Source organism: Sphingobium sp. (genome assembly GCF_035511395.1).
Taxonomy (GTDB): Bacteria; Pseudomonadota; Alphaproteobacteria; order Sphingomonadales; family Sphingomonadaceae; genus Sphingobium.
The window spans coordinates 1-6,599 of the sequence record NZ_DATKFP010000356.1 but is presented as its reverse complement, the minus strand read 5'-3'; the positions used below and the strand labels follow the sequence as shown (position 1 = coordinate 6,599).

The window sequence follows — 6,599 nt, the reverse complement described above, 5'->3', positions numbered from 1 at the left end:
AGATAAGGCGCGAGCCAACGCTCAAGATCCGCCTGCCAGTCCTCGTCCATCGCCAGCCTCCGTCAAAGCTGGCTCCCCATGAATCACGCAATCAGTGACATGGGAATCCCAAAAATCATACTTCTGCCAAAGTAGTGCTAGATAATAATACCAGAATTCCAGATGGATATTGAAAAATAAGCACCGTTCAGTCTCGGGATTTTTGCCGTTTTCCTTCTGGCGGGGCTTCAGACTCCCCAAGGTACTGAACCGCACCCGGATAGCGCCAGGCGCCGGTGTGGATCGAGATCGGACGCATGAGCGCGCCCGAGTGCAACTGGCGGGGTCTGGCCATCGGAGCCTGAGGTTAGATGTGCGACGGCGAGGTTCAATCCCCGGAACGGTCTTCGCCAGCGACGATCTGGCGCATCGGTCGGGCGCGCGAGCGGCCGCCGGACAGCGCCGAGACATCGCGCAACACCGCCGGGGGCCGGCCGCCCGAAAACCGGCGCCGCCAAGGTTTTGGTTCGGGCGACGGCGGGCTCATCGCTCAGCGCCCGCTGACCACTTCGGCGGTCTCGCCGTAGAGAATGCGGCGGGCCTCCTCGCTCTGGGGCGCATCCGCGTTCGGGTTGACTTCGGCAACAGGGGCACAGGCGCGGGCGACGGCGGGACGGGCCCGGATAGTCTCCAGCCAGTGCTGCACATGCGGGAACTGGTCCATCGACTGGCCCTGCCGCTGCCAGAGCACCACCCAAGGATAGCTGGCGACGTCGGCGATCGAGTAGTCAGGCCCAGCAAGGTATTCCCGATCCGCCAGTCGCTTGTCGAGCACGCCGTAGAGCCGGTTGGTCTCGTTGGTGTAGCGGGCGATGGCATAGGACAGCTGCCGGGGCGCGGCGTAGCGGAAGTGATGGTTCTGCCCCGCCATCGGGCCCAGCCCGCCCATCTGCCAGAACACCCACTGGACCGCCTCGGTCCGCCCGCGCGGGTCTTCGGGCAGCAGCTGCCCGGTCTTTTCAGCCAGATAGTGCACGATTGCGCCGGATTCGAACACCGAGAGCGCGGCCCCCCATCGGCCGGGTCGTCATCGACGATCGCGGGAATGCGGTTGTTCGGCGCGATCGACAGGAAGTAGGGCAGGAACTGATCGCCCCTGCCGATGTCGACCGGGGTGATGCGATAGACGGAATCTGCGGTTATCGCGCAACACTCATGGTGGGGCAAACAATTACGCGGTGAGCTATGCCAAGGCGTTACTCGCCACATCGAAGCCTGCTTATCTCCACAAGCCGGATGGGGCCGAAAAGGCGATCGGTCTAGCAACCGAACAGATGGCACGTATCGACCGCGAGATGGCATCGGTGAGCGAGGAATATAAGGGGCTGGAAGCCTTCTATGGTGTAAGCGGGGCCGCGACCCCACCTTGCGGGGCTGAAGCACAGCGCCGAGTCTCAGCGCCCTGATCGGATGGAGGGCGCTGGTGCTATGACGATGCCATGTGATGATGCTGGCACTAGCCGGGTGACCCGCTTCGAAGTGTTCACTGGTGCGGGGCGGCGGCGGGATTGGCCGCCGGAGGTCAAGGCTTCGATCCTGGCCGAGAGCTTTTCCGGACAGGAGACGGTCTGCTCGGTTGCGCGGCGGCATGGCATGAGCCCGTCCCAGCTGTTCACCTGGCGCCGACAGCTCCGCAAGCAGTTGGAGAGCCAGGGCGCGGCCGTGCCGGCTTTTGTTCCCGCCGTCGTCGATGCCGTTGCCGCGGAGGAGTTCCCGCCTGCGATCCAGCGGCCAAAGAAGCGACGGCGCTCGAAGGCGAGCGCAGTGGAACTGGAGATCGACGGCGTTGCGGTGAAGATCAGCCGCGGCGCCGATGCCGGGGTGATTGCCGCGGTGATCGAAGCGCTCCGGGTTACCCGATGATCGGACCCGGCGCAGGTGCCAAGGTCATGGTGGCCACACGCCCGGTCGATTTCCGCAAGGGACCCGACGCGTTGGCCGCGCTGGTCGGTGTCGAGTACGGCGGTGATCCTTATTCTGGCGTAATCTACGTGTTCCGGGCCAAGCGCAGTGATCGGATCAAGCTCGTCTGGTGGGATGGCACAGGGCTGTGTCTGATGGCCAAGAGGCTGGAATCCAGCGGGTTCAAGTGGCCGGCCATCCAGGACGGCGTGATACGCCTGACGGCGGCGCAGTTGGGCGCCTTGCTCGAGGGTCTGGACTGGCGCCGTGTGCATGGCGGACGCCGCCCGATCGCCCCGCAGATTGCCGGTTGACGATGGCCCCTCCTACTGATTCACTCCTTCCATGCTCATGGAAGCGGACCTCCCCACCGACGTCGAAGCGCTCCGCGCGCTCGTCCTCGAGCAGGCCCGCGAGCTTGATGTTCTGAAGGTTTTCCAGGCCGAGGTTGAACGCCTGAAGGCGATCATCGAGGCCCTGCAGCGGCACCGGTTTGGCGGCCGTTCCGAGCAACTCGATCCCGATCAGTTCGAGCTTGCCCTGGAAGAGGTCGAGATGGCCTTGGCCCAGGCCCAGCACGCCGTGGACAAGGCGAGCCGGGCATCGGCGGATCGCCCGCGCAAGGTCAACCGCGGCTCGTTGCCGGCCCATCTCGAGCGGATCGAGCAGGTCGTCGATGTCGAGGACAAGGCCTGCCCCTGCTGCGGCGGCGCGCTCCACCAGATCGGTGAAGACGTGGCTGAGCGTCTTGACGTGGTGCCCACCACCTTCCGCGTCCTGGTCACGCGCCGTCCGCGCTATGGCTGCCGGTCATGCGAGGGCGCGATCGTCCAGGCACCGGCTCCGGCGCGGATCGTCGAGGGCGGCATCCCCACCGAGGCGCTGATCGCGCAGGTGCTTGTCGCCAAGTACGCCGATCACCTTCCGCTATACCGGCAGGCCCAGATCTACGCCCGGCAAGGTGTCCAACTCGACCGCTCGACCCTGGCGGACTGGGTCGGCCGGGCAGCCTGGTATCTGCGTCCCTTGCGCGATCACATCCTCGAGCGATTGCGACGATCCGGGCGGCTGTTCGCCGATGAAACCACGGCGCCGGTGCTCGATCCAGGGCGTGGTCGGACCAAGACGGGCCAGCTCTGGGCCTATGCTCGCGACGATCGACCATGGGGCGGCGAAGATCCGCCGATGATGGCCTACGTCTATGCCGCTGACCGCAAGGGTGAGCGGGCCGAAGCCCATCTCGGTGACTTCGTCGGCATCCTGCAGGTCGATGGCTTTGGCGGCTACGCTGCTCTGGCCAAACGCCGGCAGCAAGTGAGCTTGGCCTTCTGCTGGGCGCACGTGCGGCGCAAGTTCTACGAACTGGCCGACAGTTCGCCGGTCGCGACCGAGGTGCTGCGCCGGATCGCAATGCTCTACGCGATCGAGGAAGAGGTTCGCGGCACCTCGGCGGAGCAGCGCCGCACCGTGCGCGCCGAACAGGGCCGCGTCATCGTGGATGACCTGCACATCTACCTCGAGGCACGACTTCGTCAGGTTAGCGCCAAGAGCAAGCTCGCCGATGCCATCCGCTACGCGCTCACTCGCTGGTCCGGGCTGTCGCTGTTCCTCGACGACGGCCGCATCGAGCTGGATTCCAACACCGTCGAGCGATCAATCCGTCCGCTGGCCCTCAATCGCAAGAACGCCCTCTTCGCAGGCTCTGACGAAGGCGGCGACAACTGGGCGGTCATCGCCACGCTGATCGAGAACTGCAAGATCTCAGGCATCAACCCGCATGCCTGGCTCGCCGAGACCCTCTCCAGGCTCGCCGCAGGTCATCCCGCCAATGCCGTCGGTGAACTCATGCCTTGGACCGCCGTGGCCTGAGCACAGCGCTTACTCTATGGTGACGACATGCTCGTCTTCGTTATCGCGTCAGGCTTCATCGAACGTCTCCTCTCCAAGCGCGAGATCGAGGGCTTTCTGGAGCGGCGTCACCCTGAGTTTCTCGAATTTTCGCTCTATCGTGCAGGCGACATCGCTCGATCCGTCGATTTCGGTCTGACGTATTCTTGGGGGCCGGGACCGGCGGAGAAGCCGTCTTGTCGAGCGGATCGGCGGTGGCGGGGCTGGCGGCGAGCCCGCTCGGAGACCGCTAGGCCAGCCGTCATAGAGCTAGCTGCATACCGTCTTCGGCATGATGGTCGAAGGAGCGCACCGGTCTGAGGCGTCGACCGGCGCGCTGCCCTCTCTTCCATCCGGGATTTTCGCGCATGTGAGATGCGAGATAATCGTTGTCTTCCGCACAAGAACGGGAGAATTATCCCGCATCTGAGATGCGGGATAATTCTATGGCGATCCATCTGGTGGGCGAGACGATCGATGCCAAGCGGGCGCATCAACGCGCGCAAGCCGGCGAACTCGTCCAACTGGTGCGGGGCATCTATGTCGAACAGGATGTCGATGTCGATGCCGACGTCGCCATCTTCAGCCATGCGATCCGCATAGCGCATTATCTCTATCCCAAGGCCTATCTCTCGTCGGCGAGCGCGGCGCTGCTTGCGCCTACGCCGGACGGTCGGCTGTTCATCAGCGGGCGCCGCAACCAGCGGACCCGGCTGCGTGGTCTGGAGATCGTCCAGAACGAGGCTCCTCCGCACCCTTCGACAGCTGCAGCGGTGGTCGGGGATGATCTGGGCGAATTGCGCGTCGATGCCTCTTCGCCAAGGCAGCGTTTCCTCGAAGCTTTCCGGCTGCGCAGCGAGCATGCCAGCGCAATCACCGCGGAGATGCGCGCCCAGATGGCCGCACGTCTAATCGAAGAATATGGCACGCCCAAAGAGGCCGCCGACGCGGTCTGGGTGCTCGCGCGTGAGAATGGCTGGTATCGTGAGGGCGAAGGCGCCGAACGCTTCCTTTTGGTGCGACCGGGAACAGCCAAGGCTCCCGCTAACAGGGCTGCGCTCGATCTGCTGATCGCCTGGCATGGCGATCCGCTCGGGCAGCTGAGCCATGATGGTTTTGAATGGCGCTGGAAGCCGGCGAGGCGAGCAGGACCGGCGCTGGTTCGTGAGACCACGCCGGGCAAGCTCCCGGCCTTCATCGAGTCACTGCTGCCCGAAGGTTGGCTGGCGCAGGTGCTTCATGCGCGCGACGACCGCGAGGCGCTCAAGCGTGGACGGCGCTATATGTCCAATGTCACCGTGGTCGAGGCCAGAGATGAGCTGGCGGCCCTCCCGGCGGATTTTCTTACGACGAGATTGAGCGGCTTCATCGAAGCCGGTTGCTTCACTGGCCACTACGGGGGGCAGCGCGCGGCGCGATCGAGGTAAATTTTGAGCAGAACCTTGCGCGGATCTTCGCCCACGCCGAGACGCCGCGCCTATCGGGCGTCCAGATCAAGGCGCCGATGCATCTTACAGCCGACGGCGCTCTCCTGCCGGCCATCGACTTGCCATTCACTCATATCCTGAAGCCCGCCGGGACGGCGGGGTTCGAGATGCTGCCGCTCGTCGAGTGGCTCTGCCTGGAGCTGGGGCGCGCTGCCGGCTTTGCAGCGCCCGATATCGCGCTGATCCCGATGCCGGACGGAATGTTCCCCGCGCTCATCGTCGAGCGGTTTGATATTCGTCAGGGCGCGGACGATCAGCGTCGACTCGCGCTGGAGGACTTCTGTTCGGTCCTCGATCTCCCGGCATCGGCAAAATATGATGGCACAATCGAACGCATGGCACGCGGGCTGCGGCCGCTCTCAACGCATCCCTCCGACGATCTCGACATTCTGTTCCGTCGTGCGGTGTTCGCCTGGCTGATCGCTGGTGGGGATATGCACCTCAAAAATCTCGCGCTCCTCAAGATCGCCGAGCCTGAGGCCAAGGCCGTCACGTCAGTTCGGTTCGCGCCCTTGTATGATGCGGTCACGACGCGAGTCTTCCCAGGCCTTGGCGGCGACCGGATGGCGCTCAAGCTCAACGGCAAGGATGATCGACTGACGCGCCGAGACTTCGTGGCGCTGGCGCGCACGATTGGCTTACCCCAAGGCGATGCGGTCAGAGCCATTGCCGAGCTGACCGACCGCATTACAAGCGCGGTGGAAGTCATCAGGCTCCCGGGCTTCGCACGAGAACTCGAGGCTGCCGCTACTGTTCAAGGCCAGGTGCTGACGCTTGCCAGCGAGCGCTCCGCGACACTCGCTGGCGATGAAGATTAGATCAGGGCTGGGTCGGAGCGCGTGAACCGGCCACCAAAGCGCGATCATCATCAGTGAAGTCATTCATAGCGAGGACTTCCCGGTCTCTGCTTTCTACCTTTAGGAAGGCCGTTTTATCGGCGAAGCGACTGTGGTCGGATAGCGGCCGCTTCCCATCCCGTTCGGCCTCTCAGGACGTAAAGGGCCGCGCTCCATAGGGGCTGTCCGGTTCCGCTGCTCGGGGAGAAATGCGGATGAGGTGGATGGCTCCCGCTCACGGCATCTAAGTGCCAAGATGGGTTTGCTGTCATGCAACCCGAGCAGAGGAGCCACCCGCCATGGAGATTAGGTCGTAGACTCATAAACGCGGAGCCAAAGCCGCATTGACGCAAGTTGGACCATGGCCAGGAAGTTTTCGGCGAGCTTGTCATATCGGGTGGCCACCCTGCGGAAGTGCTTCAGCTTGGAGAAGAAGCGCTCGATCAGG

At 64.1% G+C, this 6,599-nt stretch carries 6 protein-coding genes and 1 pseudogene; 5 read left to right on the top strand and 2 right to left on the bottom strand.

Features of this window, described 5'->3' with window-relative positions; translation table 11 throughout:
- Positions 1-529: 529 nt before the first annotated feature.
- Positions 530-1,036: a glutathione binding-like protein gene (locus VMR39_RS24570; RefSeq protein ID WP_325420159.1), complete on the bottom strand. Its 507-nt coding sequence runs from the start codon at positions 1,034-1,036 to the stop codon at positions 530-532.
- A gap of 467 nt (positions 1,037-1,503) precedes the next feature.
- Here VMR39_RS24570 and tnpA point away from each other — a divergent pair, with 467 nt between their 5' ends.
- The 5 genes from tnpA to VMR39_RS24545 all read left to right on the top strand — a co-directional run bounded on the left by tnpA (position 1,504) and on the right by VMR39_RS24545 (position 6,133).
- Entirely contained in the window at positions 1,504-1,902 is a 399-nt protein-coding gene (gene tnpA / locus VMR39_RS24565; RefSeq protein WP_325420157.1) for an IS66-like element accessory protein TnpA, read from the top strand.
- 26 nt (positions 1,903-1,928) lie between these two features.
- Positions 1,929-2,255 (top strand): IS66 family insertion sequence element accessory protein TnpB, encoded by a 327-nt coding sequence (tnpB, locus tag VMR39_RS24560; RefSeq protein ID WP_325420154.1) that lies wholly within the window; start codon positions 1,929-1,931, stop codon positions 2,253-2,255.
- Positions 2,256-2,286: 31 nt separating this feature from the next.
- A complete protein-coding gene (tnpC, locus tag VMR39_RS24555; RefSeq protein ID WP_325420152.1) occupies positions 2,287-3,810 on the top strand; it encodes an IS66 family transposase in 1,524 nt (507 codons plus the stop codon).
- Between the two features lie 464 nt (positions 3,811-4,274).
- Positions 4,275-5,255 carry a hypothetical protein gene (locus tag VMR39_RS24550; protein ID WP_325420150.1) on the top strand — a complete coding sequence of 327 codons (981 nt, stop codon included), beginning with the start codon at positions 4,275-4,277 and terminating at the stop codon, positions 5,253-5,255.
- On the top strand, positions 5,207-6,133 hold the full coding sequence (locus VMR39_RS24545) for a HipA domain-containing protein (protein ID WP_325420148.1): 927 nt from the start codon (positions 5,207-5,209) through the stop codon (positions 6,131-6,133). Before VMR39_RS24550 ends, VMR39_RS24545 begins: the two co-directional genes overlap by 49 nt.
- Before the next feature lie 324 nt (positions 6,134-6,457).
- Here VMR39_RS24545 and VMR39_RS24540 read toward each other — a convergent pair.
- A pseudogene (locus tag VMR39_RS24540) lies at positions 6,458-6,599 on the bottom strand (IS5/IS1182 family transposase); the annotation flags it as partial.

Excerpts from the sequence above, each read along its gene's own strand:
- VMR39_RS24550 (WP_325420150.1), top strand. The coding sequence starts at position 4,275 with ATGGCGATCCATCTGGTGGGCGAGACGATCGATGCCAAGCGGGCGCAT.
- tnpB (WP_325420154.1), top strand. The coding sequence starts at position 1,929 with ATGGTGGCCACACGCCCGGTCGATTTCCGCAAGGGACCCGACGCGTTG.
- tnpC (WP_325420152.1), top strand. The coding sequence starts at position 2,287 with ATGCTCATGGAAGCGGACCTCCCCACCGACGTCGAAGCGCTCCGCGCG.